The organism is Streptomyces sp. NPDC002640 (genome assembly GCF_053592575.1).
Map to the genome: position 1 here is coordinate 120,394 of NZ_JBSFVZ010000005.1, position 22,004 is coordinate 142,397.

At 68.2% G+C, this 22,004-nt stretch carries 22 protein-coding genes; 18 read left to right on the plus strand and 4 right to left on the minus strand.

Features of this window, described 5'->3' with window-relative positions; genetic code table 11:
* Window positions 1–380 precede the first annotated feature (380 nt).
* The 11 genes from ACWD3O_RS08910 (at window position 381) to ACWD3O_RS08960 (ending at window position 9,489) form a co-directional block, all read left to right on the plus strand.
* The gene (locus tag ACWD3O_RS08910; protein WP_451415339.1) at window positions 381–2,270 is read left to right on the plus strand and encodes an ATP-binding cassette domain-containing protein; all 1,890 of its coding nucleotides are present in this window, start codon (window positions 381–383) and stop codon (window positions 2,268–2,270) included.
* A gap of 114 nt (window positions 2,271–2,384) precedes the next feature.
* A complete protein-coding gene (locus ACWD3O_RS08915; protein ID WP_332757150.1) occupies window positions 2,385–3,269 on the plus strand; it encodes a phosphotransferase in 885 nt (294 codons plus the stop codon).
* Complete coding sequence (locus ACWD3O_RS08920; RefSeq protein ID WP_451415340.1) at window positions 3,266–3,739, plus strand: NUDIX domain-containing protein; 474 nt, start codon at window positions 3,266–3,268, stop codon at window positions 3,737–3,739. The genes ACWD3O_RS08915 and ACWD3O_RS08920 overlap by 4 nt, the downstream gene beginning before the upstream one ends.
* Window positions 3,736–5,013 (plus strand): MFS transporter, encoded by a 1,278-nt coding sequence (locus tag ACWD3O_RS08925; protein WP_451415341.1) that lies wholly within the window; start codon window positions 3,736–3,738, stop codon window positions 5,011–5,013. The genes ACWD3O_RS08920 and ACWD3O_RS08925 overlap by 4 nt, the downstream gene beginning before the upstream one ends.
* A complete protein-coding gene (locus ACWD3O_RS08930; RefSeq protein ID WP_332757153.1) occupies window positions 5,013–5,594 on the plus strand; it encodes a class I SAM-dependent methyltransferase in 582 nt (193 codons plus the stop codon). Before ACWD3O_RS08925 ends, ACWD3O_RS08930 begins: the two co-directional genes overlap by 1 nt.
* 30 nt (window positions 5,595–5,624) lie before the next feature.
* Window positions 5,625–6,425: a class I SAM-dependent methyltransferase gene (locus ACWD3O_RS08935; protein WP_451415342.1), complete on the plus strand. Its 801-nt coding sequence runs from the start codon at window positions 5,625–5,627 to the stop codon at window positions 6,423–6,425.
* Window positions 6,413–7,078 carry a 3'-5' exonuclease gene (locus tag ACWD3O_RS08940; protein WP_451415343.1) on the plus strand — a complete coding sequence of 222 codons (666 nt, stop codon included), beginning with the start codon at window positions 6,413–6,415 and terminating at the stop codon, window positions 7,076–7,078. Before ACWD3O_RS08935 ends, ACWD3O_RS08940 begins: the two co-directional genes overlap by 13 nt.
* 75 nt (window positions 7,079–7,153) lie before the next feature.
* Window positions 7,154–7,927 (plus strand): PIG-L deacetylase family protein, encoded by a 774-nt coding sequence (locus ACWD3O_RS08945; protein ID WP_451415344.1) that lies wholly within the window; start codon window positions 7,154–7,156, stop codon window positions 7,925–7,927.
* Between the two features lie 62 nt (window positions 7,928–7,989).
* Window positions 7,990–8,355, plus strand: a complete 366-nt coding sequence (locus ACWD3O_RS08950) for a MazG-like family protein (RefSeq protein ID WP_332757157.1) — start codon at window positions 7,990–7,992, stop codon at window positions 8,353–8,355.
* Between the two features lie 3 nt (window positions 8,356–8,358).
* Window positions 8,359–8,955, plus strand: coding sequence for a carbon-nitrogen hydrolase family protein (locus ACWD3O_RS08955; protein WP_451415345.1), 597 nt, complete (start codon window positions 8,359–8,361; stop codon window positions 8,953–8,955).
* Window positions 8,956–9,117: 162 nt separating this feature from the next.
* Window positions 9,118–9,489: a hypothetical protein gene (locus ACWD3O_RS08960; protein ID WP_451415346.1), complete on the plus strand. Its 372-nt coding sequence runs from the start codon at window positions 9,118–9,120 to the stop codon at window positions 9,487–9,489.
* Window positions 9,490–9,810: 321 nt separating this feature from the next.
* Here ACWD3O_RS08960 and ACWD3O_RS08965 read toward each other — a convergent pair whose 3' ends face one another.
* Both ACWD3O_RS08965 and ACWD3O_RS08970 read right to left on the minus strand, forming a co-directional pair.
* Window positions 9,811–11,280, minus strand: coding sequence for an amidase (locus tag ACWD3O_RS08965; RefSeq protein ID WP_451415347.1), 1,470 nt, complete (start codon window positions 11,278–11,280; stop codon window positions 9,811–9,813).
* 122 nt (window positions 11,281–11,402) lie between these two features.
* Complete coding sequence (locus tag ACWD3O_RS08970; protein WP_451415348.1) at window positions 11,403–12,632, minus strand: MAB_1171c family putative transporter; 1,230 nt, start codon at window positions 12,630–12,632, stop codon at window positions 11,403–11,405.
* A gap of 93 nt (window positions 12,633–12,725) precedes the next feature.
* Here ACWD3O_RS08970 and ACWD3O_RS08975 point away from each other — a divergent pair, with 93 nt between their 5' ends.
* A complete protein-coding gene (locus tag ACWD3O_RS08975; protein WP_451415349.1) occupies window positions 12,726–13,169 on the plus strand; it encodes a hypothetical protein in 444 nt (147 codons plus the stop codon).
* A 22-nt stretch (window positions 13,170–13,191) separates the two neighbouring features.
* Here the strand turns inward: ACWD3O_RS08975 and ACWD3O_RS08980 are convergent, their stop codons facing one another.
* Window positions 13,192–13,677 carry a hypothetical protein gene (locus ACWD3O_RS08980; RefSeq protein WP_451415350.1) on the minus strand — a complete coding sequence of 162 codons (486 nt, stop codon included), beginning with the start codon at window positions 13,675–13,677 and terminating at the stop codon, window positions 13,192–13,194.
* Between the two features lie 768 nt (window positions 13,678–14,445).
* On the opposite strand from ACWD3O_RS08980, the gene ACWD3O_RS08985 reads away from it, so the two are divergent.
* The 3 genes from ACWD3O_RS08985 to ACWD3O_RS08995 all read left to right on the plus strand — a co-directional run bounded on the left by ACWD3O_RS08985 (window position 14,446) and on the right by ACWD3O_RS08995 (window position 17,279).
* Window positions 14,446–15,117, plus strand: a complete 672-nt coding sequence (locus tag ACWD3O_RS08985; RefSeq protein ID WP_451415351.1) for a hypothetical protein — start codon at window positions 14,446–14,448, stop codon at window positions 15,115–15,117.
* Window positions 15,114–16,349 (plus strand): MAB_1171c family putative transporter, encoded by a 1,236-nt coding sequence (locus ACWD3O_RS08990; RefSeq protein ID WP_451415352.1) that lies wholly within the window; start codon window positions 15,114–15,116, stop codon window positions 16,347–16,349. The genes ACWD3O_RS08985 and ACWD3O_RS08990 overlap by 4 nt, the downstream gene beginning before the upstream one ends.
* A 300-nt stretch (window positions 16,350–16,649) precedes the next feature.
* Entirely contained in the window at window positions 16,650–17,279 is a 630-nt protein-coding gene (locus ACWD3O_RS08995; RefSeq protein ID WP_451415353.1) for an HAD-IA family hydrolase, read from the plus strand.
* Window positions 17,280–17,663: 384 nt separating this feature from the next.
* Here the strand turns inward: ACWD3O_RS08995 and ACWD3O_RS09000 are convergent, their stop codons facing one another.
* On the minus strand, window positions 17,664–18,539 hold the full coding sequence (locus ACWD3O_RS09000) for a helix-turn-helix domain-containing protein (RefSeq protein ID WP_451415354.1): 876 nt from the start codon (window positions 18,537–18,539) through the stop codon (window positions 17,664–17,666).
* 587 nt (window positions 18,540–19,126) lie between these two features.
* Here ACWD3O_RS09000 and ACWD3O_RS09005 point away from each other — a divergent pair.
* From ACWD3O_RS09005 to ACWD3O_RS09015, 3 genes are all read left to right on the plus strand, one after another.
* A complete protein-coding gene (locus tag ACWD3O_RS09005; protein ID WP_451415355.1) occupies window positions 19,127–20,584 on the plus strand; it encodes a hypothetical protein in 1,458 nt (485 codons plus the stop codon).
* A gap of 75 nt (window positions 20,585–20,659) precedes the next feature.
* Window positions 20,660–21,355: a RusA family crossover junction endodeoxyribonuclease gene (locus ACWD3O_RS09010; RefSeq protein ID WP_451415356.1), complete on the plus strand. Its 696-nt coding sequence runs from the start codon at window positions 20,660–20,662 to the stop codon at window positions 21,353–21,355.
* Complete coding sequence (locus tag ACWD3O_RS09015) at window positions 21,352–21,897, plus strand: WhiB family transcriptional regulator (RefSeq protein WP_451415357.1); 546 nt, start codon at window positions 21,352–21,354, stop codon at window positions 21,895–21,897. The genes ACWD3O_RS09010 and ACWD3O_RS09015 overlap by 4 nt, the downstream gene beginning before the upstream one ends.
* Window positions 21,898–22,004 lie beyond the last annotated feature (107 nt).

Genomic DNA, 22,004 nt, shown 5'->3' on the forward strand with positions numbered 1-22,004 from the left:
GCGAATGCCTGTCCGCTGCCGTGGCCTTCGCCCTCGGTGGCTTGCTCACCTCGACGACGGGCGACACCTGGCTCCGGCAGCTCATCCCGCTTCAGCAGTAGTACGTCGCTGGCTGTGGCGCGTCACCTCGACGCCCTACGGCCGCACTGCTGTCGGGTGCCGCGCAACAGCGATCTGTCCCAGAGGATGCCACCGTCGGCGATTCGGCCAACCGCTCTACTGCACAGACCTGTTGCGGGGGCTGGATCCGTGCATTCTCCATGCGCTCGCACCCGCTCTATCTCGGGAAATCCGAAGCGACTCAAATACACCAGTTCGATATGCCCGGCGTGGTCGTTGAGCCTCACGACCACGCCGGACGACCGTCTAGGGGGACCACGTTGACCTCGGCCGCAACGAACGAGCAGCAGAACTCAGCGCCTCCTCCGCCCCCGCCGGCAGAGATCACGTACAGCGGGCAGTACTCCGTTAACCCGCTCGCCGAGGTCTCCTTCCGGCGCATGTGCGCGCAGATCCCTGCCGTCCTGGGCCGAATCGGACGTCTGTCATGGCGAACCGACCGGCGGGCCGTGCAGCTTCTCCTCGGCTGCCAGGTAATCACCGGCGTAGCGGCCGCCGTACTGCTGGCCGCCACCGCTCGCGCCATGGCACCAGTCCTGGGGGACGGCACTGCTGCCGAGCGGTTGCGCGGCGCACTGCCGGCTCTGGTCGTAGTGGCGCTCGGCGCCGCACTGGCACGAGTGGCGGGGGCGGCCGCCACGTACGCCGAGCGGCGGATCACTCCGCGGTTGACCACGGAGACGGACACCGCCCTGGTCGAGGCGGTGTGCCGGGTCGAGGCCTCCGCATACGCCGAGGACGGCTTCTCGGACCGGCACGAGGCTGCCGAGATGGGGGTGATCCGCACACACGTCATGGTCACTGACGCCCAGCGGTTCCTGTCCGCGCTGATCCGGATGGTCACCGCGGGCGGGGTTCTGTCGGTGCTCAACCCGTGGATGCTGCCGCCGCTCCTGCTCGCGGTGCTGCCGGCCGGTGTCGGTGCCGTGTTGACCGCCCAGGTCGACTACGAGATCCACTACGCCAACATCGCCGACCGCAACGTGCGCGGCATGATGCGCTGGTGGGCGACTGAGTCGAAGTACGGCGACGAGGTCCGCGCCAACTCGATGACCGACTACCTCGTCTACTGGTACCGAGCCCTGTCCGACCGGTGCGACCGCCGCACCCTAGCCGCAGCCCCGCGTACCCTGCGGATCTCCCTGTTCTCTGCACTGGCCGGCGGCATCTTCCTCGTCGCGACCTGGGGCGCGCTGGCCTGGCTGGCGGTGTCCGGGCGAATCGAACTCGCGGTCGCGGCGACGGCGGTCATTGCCGTGCAGACCACGCTTTCCGCACTGTCTCAGGTGGTCATCAACGGCGCCGCGGTCTTCCACACCAGCCTGTACCTGAGCGACATGCAGGCCTTTCTCGACGACGCCGCCGCCCGCGCCCCCAAGCGCGGTTCCCACGTGCACACCGCGCCGACGGAGGAGATCCGGCTCGACGAGGTCGTCTACCAGTACCCCGGCAAGGAGAAGCCCGCCGTGGACGGCGTCTCCCTTACGCTGCAGCGCGGCCAGATCCTCGCGATCGTCGGCGCGAACGGCTCGGGGAAGTCCACGCTCACCCGGCTGCTGACCGGGATCTACCTGCCCGACAAAGGCAAGGTCACCTGGAACGGCACTGACCTGGCTGAGGTGGACCCCGTCACGGTGTGGGCGGACACCGGCCTGGTGCCGCAGATCTTCGCCCAGTGGCCCCTGCGGGTCCGGGAGAACGTCACCCTCGGCCAGCCCCGCACCCACGACGACGCCCCCGTGTGGGAGGCCGTCGACGCGGTCGGTCTGCGCGAGGCCGTCGAGGATCTCCCCGCGGGTCTGGACACTCTTCTGGCCCGGGATGTCTTCGGTGGCTCGGAGCTCTCCGGCGGACTGTGGCAGCGCGTGGCGTGTTCGAGGGCCCTGTACCGGCGCCCGGGGCTGCTGATCCTGGACGAGCCCACCTCCCAGATGGACCCGCGTGGCGAGCACCAGATGTTCGAGCAGATCAAGGCCATCGCCGCCGACCGCATCACGATCGTGGTCACGCACCGCCTGGAGAACACCAAGATCGCCGACCACATCATCGTGATGGAGCACGGCCGGATCACCGAGCAGGGCCGGTACGACGACCTTGTCCACGCCGGCGGGACCTTCGCCGAGCTCCTGGAACTGTCGCAGGACCGCTGATCCGCCTCGCCCCTCATTCCGTCAAGGAGGAGCCGTGCCACCATCCCCCGCCGTTGCCACCGTCTTCGCCTCCCGCTCCTCGTACGCTTCGCACCTGGGCACGAGGTGCACGGCGTGAGGCAGACGAAACCCCTGCCCACCGCCGTGCAGCGCTGGGTTGAGCAGCTGACCGGGCCGGTTGTGGCCGTACGCGACGCCTCGCACGACTGGCACCGCTCCCGGGTATGGGAGCTGACCGGCGGGGGTGGGGCCCGCTGGTACGTGAAGGTCTCGCCCTCGGGGAAGTTCTTCACCCGTGAGACCAGGGCCTACCGAGGCGTCGTTCCCGCGCTCGGGCACGGCCGGGCGCCCCATCTCCTCGACAGTCGCGCGGACGACTTGGCCTTGCTGCTCACGGTGGCGCCCGGTGTCCCGGCCCCGGGCATGAGCCTGGCCTCCGCCGAGTGGCGGTCCGTGCACTCGCAGGCCGGCATGCTGTGCGCCCGGCTCCACGAAGCCGGTGCACTCGATGCCCGCGACCGGGCTGAGGCCGCAGCGTCGTTGGCGGCCGCGGCTGACGGTGCGGAGAAGTACCTGGGACGGGCCGGGGACCGGCTCACCGAGGACGAGCAGCAGCTGGTGCGCGACTACGCGGCCCGGCTCCGCCGCGTGGGACGGGTGCCGCTCGGCTACATCCACGGGGACAACCAGCCGAGGAACTGGCTGTGGTCCGAGGCGGGGCTCGCGCTCGTCGACTTCGAGCGAACCCGACCGGCCGCCCGCGTGCAGGACCTGGTCATCCTCGCTGTCACCGAGTGGCTCGACCACCCCGACCGCGAGCAGGCATTCCTCCAGTCGTACGGGCGAGGGCTTACCGGCGCCGAACGGCAGGCTCTGCGCTGCCTGAGCGCGCTGGACGCGGTCAACTGCCTGGCCTGGGGCCCGGACAACGACCATCCCGAGGTCACCGCCCGAGGCCGGCGAACCCTGGACCGGCTCATGAAGGAGGACCGGCCGTGAGCGGCGTCCACCGCAGCATCACGCACGTCATGGTCCTGCTTCAGCATCCAGCCGACGGTCGGGTTCTCACCGTCCGGCACCAGCCGCGCTCGTGGCACTCTCCCGGACTGCTCACCGTCGTCGGCGGCCGACTTGAAGCCGACGAGTTCTTCGACGAGGGTGCCGCACGCGAGCTCGCCGAGGAGACCGGCATCCTGATTGCCCCGGCCCGGCTCGAGTTCTGTCAGCTGGTCCACCTGCACGCCGCGGACGGGGAACGGGTGACCGGCGTGGTGTTCCTGGCCCGGGAGTGGGAGGGCGATCCGTACAACCGGGAGCCGGGCACCCACAGCGAGCTGGTCTGGGCCGATCCCGCCAGCCCGCCCGAAGACTGCCACCCCTTCACCCACGAGGTCCTGCGCCGCTTCGCCGCCGGAGTGCGGTACGCCAACGTCGCCCCAGAGCTGACCAGCGGCGGTGAGTCGCCGTGACGGTCACCGCCCGGGCCGCGAAGGCCACCGCGTGGTCAAGTCCCGCTTTCCGGTTCCTGCTCGGCAGCGAGGCCGTGACCCTGTCCGGGTCGGCGGTGAGCACCGTCGCCCTGCCCGCGCTGGCCGTGCTGGAGCTGCGCGCGTCCACCACCGAGGTCGCCGTGCTCGCGTTCCTCGGACAGCTTCCGAGCGCGGTCGCGCTGTGGGCCGGGGCCCTGTCCGACCGGCGCCCCAAGCGACCCCAGCTGATCGCCTCGGACCTGGCGGCGGCTGGCGCCCTGGTGACCATCCCAGCAGCCGCTCTCGCCGGTGCGCTCACCGTCGGGCAGCTGTGCGTGGTCGCGGTCGTGCTCGGGGCGGCCAAGGTGCTGCACGACGCCGCGGCGATCAGCCTTCTGCCGGCCCTCGTCGATCCGAGCCAGCTCCACGACGCGAACTCGAAGATCGGCGCGGCGTCCTCGGTGGCCGACAGTGCCGGGACCAACGCCGGTGCCGCCCTGGTCGGCGCTGTCGGTCCCGCCCTTTCCGTCCTTGCCGACGCCCTGTCGTTTGTCGTCTCCGCACTGCTCATCTGGCGCATGCGCTTCCTCGAGGCCGCCACCGCTTCGCGCGCCCGTACGAGCCTGGCCGGGGACATCGCCGACGGCGTGCGCTACGTGGCCCGGCAGCCCACGATCCGCACGGTGATCGCCGCCTTGTCGACCCTCGCCTTCGGTCTGGCGGTGATGAACACCTACTGGGCGTACTACCTTCTGGACCGGCTCGGGGCTTCCCCGTCCGCCTTCGGCGTGATCATGGGCGTCGGCGGTGTCGGAGGATTGGCCGGTGCACTGCTCGCGCCCTGGATCGCCGCCCGGATCGGCATCGGGCCCACGATCATTGTGGGGTTCGCGGTCAGCCCCCTCGCCCAGGTGCCCCTGCTGTGCGCCGGCCCTGGCCTGCGGTGGCAGATCGTCCTGGCCGCCACGCTGGTGGTGCAGCTGTTCTGGGCGACGGCGTCGGGGATCAGCCAGCGCTCTCTGCGCCAGGCCATCTGCGATCCCGCCTTCCAGGGCCGTATGCAGTCCGCCAGCACCACGCTCACCGCCGGGGTCCGCCCGCTCGCCGCGGCCACCGCCGGCGGCCTGGTCCTCTTCCTCGACGTCCGGGCCACCCTCGCCATCGGCGCGCTCCTCCAAGTCGTACCCGTCGTCCTGTTGCTCGTCTCCCCCATCCGCGCGCTGCGGAAGATCCCCGCCCGCGCCGCCGTGCTGCCCGCCCGTGAAGGAGCCTGATGACCACCACGTCCACCGCGGCCGCGACCTACTGGGAGCCGCTCTGGTCCCAGGGCCGCCGCTACCGTCAGCTCGACGACACCGAGAACCAGCTGCTGGAGGACCACCTCGGCCCTGGCCGCGCCCGCCCGGCCCTCGACATCGGCTGCGGCGACGGCGCTCTTACCCGACGCCTCGCCCAGCTCGGCTACCGCACGACCGGCATCGACTGCTCCCCCAGCGCCATCGCGCTCGCCGCCACCCAGGACACCGCGCCCGGCCACGGCCCGGTCTGGCGGTGCGTGGACATCACCACCGACGACCTCAGCACCCTGCCGGAGCCGGCGTACGCGGCCATCACCTGCCGGCTCGTCTACCGGTGGATCGACGACAAGGCAGCCTTCCTCAACCAAGTCCGCCACCTCCTCGCCCCGGGCGGATCCTTCTGGGTCGTCACCGAGATCGCCGACCGCCGCCCCGCTACCGACCCCTTGCAGGACCTCGGCATCACCCCGGCCCAGGCCGAACTCCTCACGGCAGGCTGGTCCGCCGTCCACACCGCCGATCTCGACGTCCTGCGCTGCTACGCCCTGCGCCCCTGACCCCCCGCCCTGCGATCTGATGGAGGACCGGTGACCACCGAGCAGGACACCGTCGCGACCTGGAACACCTACGGCAACCACCAACTCGCGCGAGGACTCGAGCTACCCGAGCTGGACCGGTGGGACTGGGGCATCCCCGGCACCGGCCCCGGCATTGAGGTCTTCGGCGACGTGGCCGGGCTGCGCATCCTCGACCTCGGCAGCGGCCTCGGCCGGCACGCCGCCCACCTCGCCGCCCGGGGCGCCGACGTCACCGCCGTCGATGCCTCCCCCGCCCAACACCAGCGCGCCGCCATCCGCTACCCCGACACCCCGGGCCTGCGCCTGTTGTGCGCCGACGCTGTGGCCCACCTGCGCGCGGCCGACCCGTACGACCTGATCTACTCCGTCTGCTCCGTCCCCTACCTTGACCCCGACCGGCTGCTGCCTGTCCTGGTCAACGGCCTCAAGCCCGGCGGCCGACTGATCTTCTCTGCGCTGCACACCAACTCGGACGGCACCGGGCCGTCCACCGAGGTCGCCCCGCGGCCCGAGATCCTGCGCCTGCCCGGCACCACCGACGACCACCCCGTCGACATGTGGGTCCTCACTCCGCAGATGTGGGAAGACCTCTTGGTCCAGCACGGCCTAACCATGGAGGCGGTCACCGCGATCGGCTCCCCGAACCCGGACAACCACGTCTCCTACCGGCTGTACACAGCCCGGCGCCCGCAGCGGGTGCCCAGCCCGGCACGCGGCAGTCACGTCGATCCAGTCCCCCAGAACGACGGAAGAACCGTCGACCGGAAGCCGACCACGGTTCCAGGGGAGGCGACATCGTGGCCGCGCTGACGGACGATCCTCGCTTCGCCGTGACGACGTTCGTGGTGATCGACTTCGAGGGCCTCACCCCGCAAGGACGACCCGCCGAGCCGATCGAGGTTGCGATGTTGGCGCTGCGCCCGCTGGATGGCCGACTGGTGGAAACCGGTCGATTCGAGGAGCTGATGCGACCGCCTGCCGACGTGCCCGTGACCGCGCGGGATGTCCAGCTCAAGGGCATCACCCCGCGAATGCTCACCTCTGCGACCCCCGCTGCCGATGTGATGGCGCAGCTCGACGCGCGCCTGACTACGCCGCCGTACCGGCTGGTCGCCCATCATGCCTCCACAGAAGCCGGAATCATCGCCCGCCAAGCCGAGTACTGTCCCGTACTCGCCGCGACGCCGCTGCTGGACACGTTGCGCCTGGCCAAGGCCGTCGTGCCCGGTCTCGGCTCCTACGGATTGGACAGCCTGCTCGGCCACTACGGCATCCCCAGGCCCGCCGGACGGCACCGTGCGATGCCGGATGTCGGGGTCACCGCCCAGGTGCTGACCCGACTCCTAGACGACGGGTGCGCGGGCGGCCGGTGGAGCACGCTGCTCGAGCTGGACATGGCCGCCGGATTGCAGCCCACCCAGCCACCCCCGGCTCAGGACGCGGAACAGGGCTCCCTGTTCTAACCGGCGGACCGCCCCAGGAGGACGTCGCGCGGCGAACTCCATCCGGAACCACACCCGTAAGGAGACCTCTTCACCATGAACGTCCCACACCTGCCTTCGCTGCTGGGGGTGTTTGCGCACCCGGACGACGAATCCCTCCTGGCTGGCGGCGTCCTCGCGCAGCACGCCGCCGCAGGCGCCGCGACCGCCGTGGTCACGGCCACCTGGGCCCCCAACACCCACCGAGCCGCCGAACTCACGGACGCGCTCGCGGTCCTGGGGGCCGGCAAGCCCCGGATGCTCGGATACGCCGACGCCCGGATCCCCCACTCCGCTCCCGGCAAGTCCCGTCTGTGCGACGCCACTCTCGATGACGTGGTCGAGGTGCTCGTGGGACACATTCGCGAGCTTCGGCCGGACATCGTCGTCACGCACGACGCGTACGGGCAGCTCACCGGGCACCCCGACCACATCCACACCCACCGCGTGACCCTGCTCGCCGTACACGCCGCCGGGCTCCACCACCTCTACCCGCATGCCGGCACCCCCTGGCAGCCCAGCGCCCTATACGTGGCCACGCACCCGGAATCGGGCATCGACGAACTCGGAGGCCTCCTCCAGAATGTCGGCAAGACGGCCCACAGCGCCCCCGACGAACAGGTGACCGCGACCGTCGACGTGAGCTCCTGGGCGGAGACGAAGTGGGCTGCGATCCTCGCCCACCGCAGCCAGGTCGAGAGCCAGCGCCCTCTGCCGGCCCTTCTGTCCGGCCTCACTGCCGACGACCGGCACCGGATCCTCGCCACCGAGTGGTACACGCGCCTGGACACCAAACCCGCACCCGGGCCGCAACGGGATCTGACGCCCTGACTCCCTTCGTTGTCCGACGACACCGACACCCACCCCCTTCGACCCCTCTCAAGGAGCGCCCGTTGACAGCACACCCGTCGAACCCACCGCTGTGGGACGTGATCGGCCGGCTCGCCGCCCTCTTCACCGGCCTGGACTCAGAACGCGGGATGACCCCAGAGCAGCAGTGGACGCTGCAGGTCCTCAAGCTCACCGAGGAAGTCGGCGAGTCCGCGCAGGCCGTGGTCGGCGCCTGGGGCACCAACCCCCGGAAGGGGCAAAGCCACACGTGGCGACACGTTCAGGAAGAGGTGGCCGACACCGCGATCACCAGCCTGGTCACGCTGCATCGGATGCTTGGCGACGAGGCACCCGCGTTCCTGGCCGCCGTTCTCGCCCAGAAGTCCGCGAAGTTCCTCCCCCAGAGCAGTCGCATCGAGGAGGTGTGAGCCATGGGTAGGACATTGCGGCTGGCTGTCGCGCAGAGCACCGTGCCGGAGGACCCGACAGACCGCGGCGCGCTGCGGGCGGCCGGGCAGGAGATCCGGGCCCTGATGACCGAGGCCGTCGGGGCGGGTGCGCAACTGGTGCAGTTCCCCGAGGGGGCGATCGTCTATCCGAGCAAGCACGTGATGGCGGCCGGACCGGACGGACGGTTGGTCCCGGCCGACTGGAGCCGTGCCGCCTGGGACGTCATGCGCGAGGAGGCCGAGTCGATCGCCGCGCTGGCTGGGGAACTGCGGCTGTGGACGGCGTTCGGGTCGCTCCACCCGCTCACGCCGCCGAACAGGCCCCATAACAGCCTCTTCGTCGTCTCCGACCGTGGCGAGCTGGTCGCCAGGTACGACAAACGCTTCCTGTCGCATACCGAGGTTTCCTACCTGTACACCCCGGGGCGCGAGCCGCTCGTCTTCGAGGTGGGCGGCATTCGGATCGGCTGCGCGCTGTGCGTGGAGGCGAGTTTCCCGCCGCTCTTCGACGAGTACGAGCGCCTGGGCGTCGACTGCGTTCTGCTCTCCGTGATGGTGGACGATGCTCCGAGGGTGTAGGGTCTCAAATTTCGTGTCGGAATCTCACGGCCGATGTCGGATGGAAGTCGGATCCGACATCGGCCGCGAGACACCGCAGTTCAGCGGGGTGCGCCGTCGCAGCCGCTCGTCGGTGACTGCGATTTCCGACACGGGGCTGAGACGCCGACTGTCCGACATGACGTGAGACATCGGACGGACCCGCAGGTCACGAGACCTACGTCCGACACGAGCGGCGAGACCCTACAGAGGGCGCGCGTCGCCCAGGCCTACGGGACGCTGTACTGCTACTGGGTGGGCTACTCCGTACCGGCGCAGTTCAGCGCCACGGTGCCGTCCGGGATCGTGGCGCCCGGCGGCCGGTGGATCGCACAATGCCCTACCGACGGGCAACCCGCTCTGGCGGTCGCGGACATCGACCTCGGTTCGACCGATCCGGACCTCGAGGTGGCCCTTCGGTACGCCCGGCCTTGGCGCCGCCGGGCGCAGGACGGGCTCTACGAGGATCGACTGGTGGTCGGGGACCCGCGCAGCGACATCCGCACGGCCTTCTGAGAGCCCATCCACCTCTCACCCCCTGCCCCTGCTCACTAGACTCCGTGGTCATCCGGCAACTGATGCCCGTGCGCAGATCAAGCTCGACACCAAAACCGCCATCCCCGACAGTCTCCTCACCACCATGCCCACTACGCCGCTGCCCACGGTCGCGCAGGCCCTGGAAGCACTGGACCTGTGGTGATGACCGAGGCCGCGGCATCGCCCGCATCTGTGCTAGCGGTAGCCCCGGGCGGCAACACTCAGGCGAGGCCGTGTGCGCAGGGCGCACACGGGGGAATGTACGGACCAGGCCTTGGCTGAGGGGGCCTGCGCTTAGCTCTATCGCACTCGCAGTTCAGCTGGGCTCAAGGGCTTCGGCAGCAGCTGTGCCAGGTGTGCTGCCACAGCAATGACCGTGCGGTCGGCGAGGTACGGCCCGACAATCTGAATGCTCAGTGGCACCCCGTCGGTCGTCCGTCCGGCGGGGACGATCGCTGACGGGAGGCGTACCTGGCTGGTCAGGTTCAGCCAGGTCGTCTGGTCGTAGTAGCTGCGCTTCGCTCCGTCGACGGTGATGGACCGCTGCTGCACCGGGATGGACGTTTGGTCTTCGACAGCCGCTGTCGGTGTGGCCGGCGTGATCAGGATGTCGTGCTGGGTGAAGTACTGAGCCCAGCGCTGGCGCAGCTTCTCGCGGGCCTCGTTGGCGATCAGCCAGTCGCGATGGCGCTGCGTGCGTGCCCGCAGGTAGAAGGCTCCGGGAGAGGTGTCACCGGGGGCGAGCTTGTCCGCCTGGTCCACCTCGCCCTGGAACACGACGTCCGGGGTGGTGGCGGTCGACGTGGCGTACATCAGGTTCGTGAAGGCCCGGTCGGACTCCGGCATGCTGACGGGCCGCGTGGTGACGTCGACCTGCGCCCCGGAGGAGCGTACGAGTCCCGTCACGGTGTTCATCAGGTCCCGGGTGGCCGCATCGACACGGCAGTAGTCGTCGTCGGCCCAGATGCCGACCCGGTAGTCCCGCAGCCGGGACAAACGGGGGCCGGGCAGCTCTACCCGCCAGGCCGGGGCGTCTGCCGGTGCCGGCCCGACAAGGACGTCCAGGAGGAGAGCGAGGTCGGCCGGCGTCCGCGCGAGCGGACCGAGCGTGGTCATGTCACTCGAAGTGAGCCAGCCGGGCAGCCGCGGAATGTGGCCGCGGGTGGAGATCAGCCCGTAGCTCGGGCGCAGGGTGTAGACACCGCAGTAGGCCGCGGGGAGCCGGAGCGACCCGGCGAGATCGCTGCCAACCTCAGCGCTCGTGAGGCCTGCGGCGACGGCGGCCGCCGGGCCGCCTGAAGAACCGCCTGCGGTCCGGCCGGGAGCGTGCGGGTTCTTGGTGGTGCCGAAGAGGGCGTTGGAGGTCTGGATGTCCTGGCAGTACGCCGGGGTGTTGGTCTTCCCAATGATGATCGCGCCCGCTTCACGAAGCCGGGCGACGGCGTCCGCGTCCTGGTCGGGAACGTGGTCCTTCAGGTCGGGTGTGCCGCATGTGGTCCGCATGTCGGCGGTTTCGAGGGCGTCCTTCACCGTGAGGGGAAGGCCGTGCAAGGGTCCGAGCGGTTTGCCCGTACGCGCGATGTGCCGGTCGGCGCTGTCGGCTTCCTTCCTCGCCCGCTCGACATCCAAGGTGACGATCGCGTTGACCCCTGGGTTGGCCGCTTCGATGTGCTTCAGCTGCAGCTCCAGGAGCTGTCGGCTGGAGATCTTTCGGCTTGCGAGGGCTGCCACCTGCTCGTGGGCGGGGCGCAGGTGGGGAGCGGTGGTCATGGGAGCGGTCCTTCGATTGTCCTTGGCCGAGGGGCGGGATGAAGTGCCTACTTGGGCGGCGCTGGCCACCGAGGTGTTCACGGCCGCGGCTGCTGCGGTGGCCGCCAGGAAGGTGCGTCTGATCACTGTTCGTCTCCCGCCCGGCTGTCGGAGCGTGCCGGGTGCTGTGCTGTCGGAGTTGATTCGGCGGGCGGAGTGAAGTGTGCGGCGATGCGCAGTTGGGCCTGCATGTCCTCTTGTGTCGTGGCAATCGAAAGGCGGGCATCGGCGTACTCGGCCGGCTCGGTGAAGTCCTGACCACGCGTGAGGCTGGAAATAGCCTGGCTGATTTGCTCTGCAGTCACCGCGGCCGCAAGGTCCGGATCTTGGAGGCCCTGCCCTGCAAGTCGCGTTTCGGCTACGGCTCGAACTTGCGGGTCCAGGTATGGCCGAAGTTCAATCATTCCGTCACGAATCTCAGTTACTCGCCGGTACAGCAGGAAGCCCACCGATCGGAAGCGCACAAGCTCCTGCAACTGTGACGGAGGGGGCATCAGGGCGATCGTGGGCGCGACTGCATGGAGCGCCCGCCAGAGCGGTTCCAGGCGCCACAAGGCGTAATGGCTGCGCGTCCAGCTTCGAACACCCTCGACCCGTTCCATCAGGGTGGGGAGGAAATATCCGATCAAGGTGAGCAGGGCGCCGACATCTCCGCAGAACCAGGCGATGTCCTTGAATCGGGCGACGCTGAAGCCGAACGAGTCCCCGAGGATTCCCCCGATCCGGATGGCGCAGTAGCCCATGATCACGACCGCGCCGATGGTGATTGTCCGCAGGCCGCGGACGACCCAGACGTTGCCGGCGTGGCGCGCGTGCCGCCAGCAGACGACCCCGAGGTAGATCTCGGCGGCGGTGTACGCCGCCATGTAGAGCGCGAGGTAGGCCTTGTAGGCAGGGTCGTGGACGTAGTAGGTGGCGAAGTCGGAGGTTCGCTGGACGGCTGGCGTCAGGAAGGCGAACAGCACGAACATGCCCACGATGACCGCGAGCCCGGCGAGCCCAAAGAGCCGTGTCCGCCGATGTGCCTCCTGGGCCGGCAGCGCCCAGTGAGCCAGCACGCTGGTCTGGAACACCAGGACCAGGATCACGCAGCTTTGCGCGAGCGGGACAGCAATGTTCGTGACTCCGAGGGTGCTGTCGATGCGTATCCAGATAGGGGTGATGGATATGGCAAAGCTCAGGGCGGATGACAGGTAGACCAGACTTAGGAGGATGAGAGCGGCATCTCGGCTGTTCTTCTTGAGGTCCCGGAGCAGGAGAAGAAACCCCAAACCTGCGATTATCAAGCAGATGGGGTGAAGTATGTCCTTCACGGGGCCTTACTTTCTTCCGCGCAAGAATGTGCGCTCAACTCGGCGGTCCACTTCCGAACTTCCGCGCTGCGAAATGACGCGGTACTGGGATGCGTGAACGTGGGCTTGGAGATAGGAGCCATCGAGTTCGGCTTCCATCTCGTCTTTCTCGTCATACTGAGTTCGACCGAGCACCATTTGAATCAGATCGGGATCAAGATCCGGAAGAAGCCCACCGACAGTCTCGCCACCAATGGTCGCGCCGCCTTTGTGCTTCCTCAGCATGTGAGCGAATTCGTGAGCGATGATGTGGTCCTGGTGCGCCAACGTAGTCCGCGGATCGAAGAACACGATGTGTCGGCCCTTCATGGCGACCCACATGCCGCACGGCGCGGACCAGTCCAGCTCGGCAGGCTGAAGTTCGACCTTGCGCCCGGTGCGCCGCTCGATCTCGGGCACCAGGTCGCGGATGCTGTCGACGGGTGGGAGATGGAGGCCCCGGACGAAGCCCTCGCTGGCTCGCCTGTGTTCCTGAATCAACGGATCCTCCCGGGCTGACGATAGGTGCCGGTCAGACACACTAGAGAGTCGTCTCATCGGGCTCATCGGGCAGCCCCTCAAGTTCTCGCACCCTGTCGATCATGGCCATCAGCGTGTCCATGCTCTTCGGCGACAGACCGACGGCGCGCAGGGCGACGCGCTCCACACCGGCCTGCTGCAGTTTTTGTAGACGCTTCAACTGTTCGCCGTATCGGCGCGCGAGGTCATCGTCAAAAAAATACGCCGGAGGCACCTTGAAGAAGGCCGCGATGGCCTCATAGTGACGCCGCGTCGGATTGTCGCGCCGGCCGGTGCGCAGCTGCCAAAGGTAGGTTCCGGATATCGTGGAGCCGCCCTGCTCTTTGAGAGCTTCGGCGACCTCGTCATTGGTGTAAGGACCACGGCCCTTCGGGTGGACGACTTCGAAGAGCCGGTTCAGCTTGGCGGCTAGCGAGAGACCTGCGTCACAAGGGTCATTCGCCGGGCTCGGCTCTTCGGGCTGAGGCCGTGGGTTCGCGGGTGTCATGCAGTCCTTCTCGGCTTCGAGGGCGATCCATCTCAGTTGACTATGCCACGGACATACGCATACGTTCATACCGGCCAGATCAACTGGGATGGATCGAGGAGCTGGCGCTGTGGGGGTCTTACGCCGCGTACCGTGACGCAGAGCCCTTTCGTGCGCTGCCCGCCGACGTGGATGGGCATCGCGTAGCCAACCCTCCAATCTGCAGGGCGAATTGAGCTGCCGCCGCCAGTCGGAAACAGCTCACATTTGCGTGCGCCAACGATCCGGCTGGCGGCGGTTGCCGTGTCGGTGGGAGACGGGGCTCATCGGCATGGCCGCCGCAGGTGTCCACCGCGGCAGGCAAGGGCGTGCCGGATTGACCTGCGTCCCGCCGGGGTCGGCCCGGGAGGGCCTGGCCGACCCGCCGACGCCACGATGGTGTCGCAGCGTTCGAGACCCGTCTCGATATCAAGGGGGAAGTAGCGGAATGTCGCGCAACGACGGCTCCAGCCGGTCGGCAGACATGGCCCACGACGCATCGCGAAGGAAGCCAGAGCGCAAGGTTCGCCGACTGCGGGCTCCACACAGACCCGCTCGTTGCGCAAGGTCACCGCTCTCCATCACCCCACCCCGATGAAGGGGGCAACGAGGCGCCCGTCGTCAGCAACGGGGTGCGAACAAGCGACTCGACACAAAAATAGAACATGTGTTTGCCTGTGGTTGAGCCGGAGAGTGACCTCGGGGGAACGCATCCGGCATCCGGGGCGCGGGGCAAGGAGGACGAACGCGATGACGGGGTGGGATCGGCGGCGGTCAGGCGCACGGCGAGGCGCGGGACGCTTCAGGCTGCGCGAGGTATCGAACAGCGGACATCGCCGGTACCTCCTGCGGGCCCTCCTGCGGTGGCGCAGGGATCCCGCGCAGGGCGATCTCATCAAGGAGTGCGAGAGGCTGCTCGCCGATCTGCCGGTCCCGACGCCGTTCAGTGTCGAAGCGCTGGTGAAGAACATGGAGCAGGTACTGGAGCGCCGGATCCAGCTGGTGCCCTTCGATGATCCTGACGGAGGTATGGGCACGGCCTGCGGGCTTCGGATCAAGACGCCGGAGTTCACGATCGTGCTCTACCGGCGCCGGTCCAGCCGCAACCAAACCGAACACATCATCCTTCACGAACTTGCGCACGAGTGGTTGGACCACGGGTCCACCTTGACCCCTGACGAGATCGAGCGATACGTCCCTGTGCACATCCAGGAGGAAGTCCTTCGACGCTTCCCCTCAGCTCTCGTTCAAGGGCGCGTCAACTACGACAGCCCCGAGGAGCAACAGGCCGAGATGTCGGCATCTCTGATCAAGCGGTTCGCGCGCAGCGTGAAGTTCGCCGGGGACGACATGGTCAGCCTCCTGGAGTCCTCGCTGTCTCACCCCGTGGCTCCCCCGCGTCGAGGCGGTCGCCGAGGATGAGCGACGGCGTACTCGACTCCTTCCGCTACCTAACCGCAGGGGTGATGACCCTCATCGCCGTGTGGCGATTCCCGGCTGTCCGCTACGGGGACGCCCACCGCCGGGCCCTCTGGGGCGGCTACGCCGGATTCGCCGTGGCACTGTGGCTCTACACGCCGGCCGTGATGCTCGCGGTGGACCGCATTCCCGTGGTCGACATCAGCGCACTGATGCGGCACTTCGCCAGCACCGCCGCCATCATCGCGTCCCTGACCTACGTTGCGACCAGCTACGGCAAGAGCACCGAGAAGGTGGTGCCCCGGCACGTCGCAGTCTCCCGCTGGATCGCCCGCGCGTCCTACAGAGCAGGCGCCGTCGGCGTAACGCTGCTCACTGTTTTGTTCTTCACCGTGGTGGACCGCCCCAGACAAAGCGACGACTTCCTCAGCGATCACGCCGGGGAATGGGGCGCCGCAACGTATATGACCGTGTTCTACTTCTTCCCGCTCGTCACCACCGCTGTCTGCGGATACCAATGGTCGCGCGGGGCACGGCAAGCCGAGACGACGAGCATGCGCATCGGGCTCCGGCTCATGGGAATTTCGATGTGGATGGGGCTCGCCCACACGGCGGCCCGAATCGTCATTGTGTGGACGGCGGTACTTTTTCCGCTGAGCGACTCCGTCATGGAGACGCTAATCGATCTCACGGCAATGTGGATGAACCTGCTGTTCCTGATTGTGGCGGTAGGCGCGAGCATCCCCACGACAAGTGCAGCCACCGCGCGCTGGAAGATGCTGAAGACTCTCTACTACCTTCACCCGCTCTGGTACGACCTGGTGAAGGCATTCCCGGGGACCAGTCTCTACCCGCCGAAGTCGCGCTTCGCAGAGCTGACGCACACGCGTGTGCCCAACGACGTGCGCCTTGACCGATGGACCCAGGACATCGCTGATGCCAGCGAGAGGCTGAGGTACTACGCTCCCGAGGGCCTGCTGTGGGCTGCGGAGGACGCGACCGAATCGCACCCTGATCCCGAGCCGGCCGCCGAGGCCTATTGGATCGCGGCTGCGCTCCAGGCCGCCGCCTCGACCAAGCCCAGCCAGTACCCGAGTGCACCGTTGCGGGAGAAACCTTTCGTCGACACGAACAGTGAAGCGGCTTGGCTGATTCGGGTGAGTAACAAATATTCCCACATCTCCCCAGCTGAGGCTCAGGACATTCTTCGGCAATCTGAAGAGATAGACGCTTGATGCGCCAGTGCCTCAGTACAGGAACTTTCCGGCTGGCCGATAATCAATGCAAGGAAATGGAGGAAATAACCAGTGTGAATGTGCCCGAGGTGCACAGTCGACTCATACGGTGCGGGCAGGACCGCCCGAGCCGCAGAATGACGGCTGGTATCTTGGGCCAGACTAAGGGTGGCCTCGACTCCACCCCATAAGCACGCCCGTCTCCGGCACGCGAAGCGCAGGCACTGTCGCCGCCACGCGTCAGCCGGGGCCGCTGTTCAGTACGGACAGCTTGCAAATTCTCAGTAATGGAGCTCCTGCATGTCTCACCGCACCGGCCTCGTCCTCGACTTCGGAGGCGTGCTCACCACCCCCCTGTACCCCGTGGTGCTCGCCTTCGAGCAGCGCGAAGGCCTCCCCAAGGGAGCCTGCATCAACGCCCTGTACCTGGACGAAGAGGGTGTCCGGATCACCAGTGACCTTGAGCGCGGAGCGGTCAGCCAGACCGAGTGGAACGAGTTCGCAGCCAAGAAGCTGGGCGTACCCGCCGACAACCTCATGGGCCGCATCTTCGGCGGCCTGAAGCCTGAGCCGCTGATGATCAACGCGGCGGCCGCGGCCCGGCGAGCCGGCATCAAGGTGGGGATCCTGTCCAACTCGGTCGGCCTCGCCCCCTGGGATCTGTACGACGGCTACGACCTCGACAAGCTCTACGACGTGGTGGTCATCTCCGAGCACCACCAGATGCGCAAGCCTGACGCGGCGCTCTTCGAGGCCACGCTCAAGCTCATGGAGCTGCCGGCCGAGCAGTGCGTCTTCGTCGACGACACCGAGAAGTACGTCCAGGCGGCAGAGCAGCTCGGCTTCGCTGGTGTCGTCAACGAAGACCCCAAGCAGACTGTCGCCCAGCTCTCGAATCTGCTCGGCGTGGACCTCACCGCATCTGCGTAGTCTTCTGCGTCGCCCGCTCCTCCAGGGCGCAATCGTTGCCCGGCTGGCCCGTGTCTCCTCCTGGTAAGGAGACACGGGCCAGCTGGGTAATGGACCCGGGGCAACTGCTGCATGCAGTCCGTTCGCGCACATCGAACGACGGCGGCCTACGAACAGCTCCACCCGTTCCCGACTCAGGCTGTCTGGTGCGCTGCCGCTGGCAGGTGTCTACGGCCGGGAAGCTCAGTGAGGCGGGGATCGGCCACTCCCTGGTGTGCTTCTCCAAGGCGAGGTCCGTCCGAGGATGTGTCAGCGACGCCGCCGGGGCCGACACAGCCTGATGCGTCGACGTACGCGTCCACGAGTGATCGGTGGAGCCGTCGCGCCTGCATCCGTCGCCGGGTGCTACCCCTTGTCCTTGATGTCCGGCAGCTTGTGCTTCAGCTCTCCGACGAGCTCGTTGATCTTCGCCATCATGCCGGCCGACAGCCCTGAGTGATTGCCGCGGGCGGCCAGGCCGAGGATCTGACCACGGTGGATCGATCCAAGGAAGCGAACGGCTTCGAGGAACTCGCCAGCCGCGGGGCTCAGCTCTGCATCGTCCTGGAAGAGGGCGGCGTCGACCTGGAGAGCATGAGCCAGTCCGGCGCGTACGGCTTCCGAGGCTTCCGTCGTAGTGCCCGCACGCAGCGCGGCAATGTCGGGGGCCGTCACGCTCGTGACGCCAGTGTGCTCGTTGACGGCTCGGGCGATCTGCTCGTCGGACGGAGGCGCCTGGCCGACGTACCCGTGCTCGAGGAGATAGTTGATCTTCTCCCCGACGGTGCGAGGCGCGGATGGCTGTGCCTCTTGCGGCCGCTGGGCCCCGCGCACGCCGAAAGACACGTCCTGCGCCGCGAGCAGTTCCTCCTCCCTCACGCCGTAGGCGCGTGCGAGGGGCCGAACGTAGGCATCCTGCAGCCGGCGCCGACCGGACTCCGCGTTGGCGATGGGTACACGGCTGGCGTTGATGATCTCTGCTGCCTGGGCCACGCTGAGGCCGGCGTCACAGCGGAGGAGTTGCAGGTCCACAGGCCCGTCGTGAGGGAACAAGGTGTCGAGGTCCTGACCAAGTGCCGCGGCGATCGCGGGGAGCTTGTCGCCCTTGGGGAACTCCTCGCCGCTCTCCCACCGCGCAACTGTCGGACCCTTGACGCCTACCGTCGCGCCCAGCTCCTTCTGGCTGAGCTCTTTGCCTCGTCGGACAACCCGCACTCGGCTGCCGTCGAACTGACGTGGCACATGAACTCCTGCGACTCGGCGGTCTGGAACCTGGGGGTGATGGCGAGAACCCTAACCACAACTGGCTTGATCGATCCACGCATCTAGCGTACGTTTCCGTATCGGGCCTGGTGGTGAGAGCTCTGCCTCACAAGGCGATCTTATGCCGTACCTAGTCCACGCCTGAACTACCTGTCCTGCAGAGGACGGGCCTACCGGACCCGGTCACGCTCTGGCCTAGGAACCTGAGTGACCGGATCCGGTTGTAGTCCCCGAACGGAGATCCGGATGAGTGTTGCATCAAAACGCCCTCGCTCACAGTCGCCCTACCGAAATCGGCTTCATGCTGCTTCGGGCGCCCCCGTCGAGATGAGTGCGGGCACTGCGCTGACGCCACCTGTAGTCGCTGCTGCCCCGTGTGGCCCGGGATACCGGATCCCTGACACGAATCTCCACACTTCTTCCCCCTCTGACCTCCTCTGACCAGCGCGGACGAGCGGCACCGCAAGCCCGCTGCCGACCGTCCGACGGATTTTCGCGAGAGCTCGCTGTACGGCCCGGCTGGCCGGAATCTGAGCCCGTTGATCCACTACAGAGGGAGTCACCCCATGGCGTACGAGCCGCCGGCCAAGGGCCGTCCGTTCATCGCGTTCGAGAAGAAGGCGCGCGCTGCCGCCGGGCCTGACGGCCAGACCGTCCGCGCCCGTCCGAGCGTGTACGTGCGGGAGCACGTGGGTGTGAAGGTCAGCGCGTACAAGGTGAAGACGAAGGCGACCGACGACGGCCCCTTCCGCACCGGCCGCGTGACCTTCGACGCCGAGTCCGTCGGGCTGGAGCACGACTTCCACGGGTCGGTCCAGGCCGACTCCAAGGCAGCGGAACTGCTGGCTGAGGCGTTCAAGAACGACCTGCCGGTCACCGTTGCCATCGAGACGACCCGCCGGTACAAGCAGAACGACAGCGGTGAGCTGATCAGCCCGCTCACGCCCATTCACGAGCTGCGCGGCATCGTCGGCGACTCGACCCGGGCGAACGCGGAGATCACCAACCGCAACTGCCGCAACCTCGTGGTCGCGGTCAACGGTGAGTTCACCGACGAGCTGGTCTCCGACCCCGAGGAGTGGGAGTCGCTGCGGGAGAACCGCGACGGCAGCCTCGCCCCCGACGGGTACGCCGTCTTCCAGGGCGCGATCATCCCCGCCGCCAACGCCTCGTCCGGCAACGTCGACGTGAGCCAGCAGATACGGAACGAGCTGAAGAAGTTCTTCGGCTCCTCCAGCACCGCCCCGGCCACCAGCGCGCGCCCGGGCCGCCCGGCGCAGCGGGCTGCCCACGCCGCCGAGGCCAAGCCGTGGGAGGACTGGAACACCGACGGCCGGTTCAACCACGGCTCCTACCTGGCCACCGCCATCCGGGAGACGTACGCGCAGGCGCACCAGATGATCACTTCGGCGGGCGTCGACCCTGACACCGATCCGGCCGTGGTCGGTACCCTCGCCGAACTGATCCTGGGGATGGCCGACCGGATCCAGCTCGGCGTCTACCGCAAGACCGACGGCAGCGCCATCCGGTCCGACCGCTCCCACCACGAAGCCCGTGCGTGGATCGACTTCGTCGTCAGCCACCAGCCCGCACTCGCCTACACCGCCGAGATGACCGATCCGATCAGCGCTGAGGCGGTCCTCGCCCGCAACGCGTGGGCGAGCAAGGTCATCGCCACCGTCGGTCCGCTGATGGACACGGTGGCCCGCGTTGCCGAGACCGACCGCGCCGTGGGCCCGGACGGTATCCCCGTCGTGCACCCGGTGCTCAAGAGCGATGCCTTCGACCGCTTCAAGATCCTCATGGGTCACAAGGACGTCGGCCTCGCGGGCTGGCCCGACCGCGTCTTCCCGCTCCTGACCGACCGCTTCGGCACCCACGAGCTGGACCGCATCGAGGTCGCCCACTTCCTCCCCGCGCTCGCGGAGTGGGAAGCCGACCCGGCCGCGTTCCTCGCTGCCGCCCGGGCCAGCGCCGCCGCCCGCCAGACGGCCGAGGCCGAACCCGCTGCCACAGCAGCCTGATCCACCCCGGTGGGGGCGGGAGCGCGGCACAGACGCTTCCGCCCCCACCGGGCCCGAACGAGAGAAGGACGCACGATGGGCACCAGCATCGACATACAGCGCCTCATCACCGACCGCGGCTACCGCCCCTGTCCGTCATGCCCTGCCGTGCTCCGCCCCACCACGACCCGCTGCCCCCACTGCCGCACCCTCGTACCGGCCCCGTCGGCGGACGCGCCCCAGCCGAAGAAGACCTCCGGCCCGCGCCTGGCCGCCGTCAGCGAAGCAGCCCTCGGCAGTCTGCAGAACCTCCCCGAAAGGCGACTGACCTTCACGGTCATCGGAACGCCCGTCACCCAAGGCTCTGTCGAAGTTCCCGCCCCCGGCGTCGTCAAGTACAGCCGTGAACTCCGCGAGTGGCGCCGCCAGATCAACGCGGCCGCGCAAAAGACCTGCGGCACGGACTGGGAGCCGGCGAACTGCCCGCTCATCATGTCGGCCGTCTTCACCCTGCCCCGGCCCAAGAGCGCACCCAAGACCAAAGCCGTCCACGCCGCGACCAAGCCCGACATCGACAAGCTGATCCGCGCCGTCCAAGACGCACTGTCCCCTGCCGACAAGAAGGCCTTCCGCGTCTACACGGAGGACTCCCGCATCGTCGGCTACGAAATCGGCCCCCACAAGACGTATCCCGCGCCGCTGGGAACGCACGACTGGGCTCTCCCGGAGCCCGGCGTCACCATCGCCGTCGCCCCCGCACCTTCCGCAGCTTCCCGCCAGGACATCGCATGAGCACCACACCCTGCATCATCCACGCCGATCTCTTCCGACTCCTCGAGGACCTGTCCGGCTCCGGCATCAACGACCAGATGCTCGACGGGGACCAGCTCGCCATGTTCACCGACGAGGAAGCCGACTTCCGTGAGGCCCTCGGCCAGGCCCGCGCCCTGTGCGCCGCCTGCCCGATGCTTGAGTCGTGTCTTTTCGCCGCGGTAACCGATCATGCGGTCAAGGGCATCGTCGCCGGCACCACCGAGACCGACCGTGAGCGGATCCGCAGCAGCCTCGGCCTGGCCCCCTTCGCGGAAGAGGACACGGACATCTACCTCATGGTCCGCCGCACCTACGACGAGGTCGACGCCGAGAAGGTCGCCGCCATGACCGCGGCCGGCCAGCTGACGCAGTTGGAGATGGCGGAGGAGCTCGGGTGCTCCACCCGCACGATCCGCCGCAAGCAGCGCAGCTCCTGCAACGTGCGCCGGCGGCCGCGACGGAACCCCCTCACCCCGAAGAAGGTCCTCAGCACCGCCGAACAACTCCTGCCTTGGTTCTGACCGTGACACCGAACAGCGCGAGCTGCGGCAGGCCGAGAGCGGTCTCCTCGCCCGTTGCGTTACCGGGGTCGGCCTCCGCCGCCCACAGCGGCTGACCGCCGACCCCG